We start from the raw sequence: 373 nt of genomic DNA, 5'->3' as shown, positions 1-373 counted from the left end.
GACATAGAGGGCGTTGAAGCGGAAATCCCGGCGCTGGGCGTCCTCTTCCCAGGCGTGGGTGAAGGCCACCACCGCCCGGCGGCCGTCGGTCGAGACGTCGCGGCGCAGGGTGGTGATCTCGAAGGGGATCTTGCCGGAGACGGCCGTGACCGTGCCGTGGTCGACGCCGGTGGGAATGGCCTTCAGCCCCGCCTCGCCCAGGGCCTCGATCACCTGGTCGGGCGTCAGGATGGTGGCGATGTCGATGTCGTCGACCGGCTTGTTCATCAGCGTGTTGCGCACGCAGCCGCCGACGAAGCGGGCGCAGCCCGGACGGCCCTTGGCCTCGAGCGCGGCGATCACCGCCCTGGTCTCGGGCCATGCCATCCACGGC

General features: G+C 70.5%; 1 pseudogene. It reads right to left on the bottom strand.

Annotated elements, in window-relative coordinates:
- Positions 1-342, bottom strand: a pseudogene (locus tag AB4Z42_RS28480) (hypothetical protein); the annotation flags it as partial.
- Positions 343-373 lie beyond the last annotated feature (31 nt).

Source organism: Mycobacterium sp. 2YAF39, from assembly GCF_052114565.1.
Lineage (GTDB): Bacteria > Actinomycetota > Actinomycetes > Mycobacteriales > Mycobacteriaceae > Mycobacterium.
This window is presented reverse-complemented; position numbering and strand designations above follow the sequence as displayed.